Annotated in this window: 1 protein-coding gene; it reads right to left on the reverse strand. The window is 35.6% G+C overall.

Translation table 11 applies throughout. The features are described 5' to 3' along the window. Positions 1-390: amino acid ABC transporter permease (locus tag J1M37_RS11045; protein WP_206452660.1), on the reverse strand; the 390-nt coding region annotated here is incomplete at both ends.

Below are 390 nucleotides of genomic sequence, written 5' to 3' on the forward strand. Positions count from 1 at the left end.
ATAATAAAGCATACCACCCAGTACATTAGCGCAACTAACACATAAATTGTTAAATATTCATATGTTGTAGACGCAACTTCTTGAGCTTTTCTAAACATTTCAGCCACTAAAATAAATCCTAATAATGATGTATCTTTGATTAAACTTAAAAATGTATTACCTAGTGCAGGAATCGACACTCGAATTGCCTGCGGTAAAATGATACGTTGTATCGTTTGACCATACGTCATACCGATGGAATATGCAGCTTCTGTTTGTCCTTTCGGTATAGAAATAATACCGCCACGAATAATTTCCGAAGCATACGCACCTACATTTAATGATAAACCAATAATAGCAGCCACTACAGGTGCCAATGTCCATTGGTTGTCAGCGTCATTTGTTAATAAT

It is taken from the genome of Micrococcus sp. KRD012 (genome assembly GCF_017168555.1).
GTDB lineage: Bacteria > Actinomycetota > Actinomycetes > Actinomycetales > Micrococcaceae > Micrococcus > Micrococcus luteus.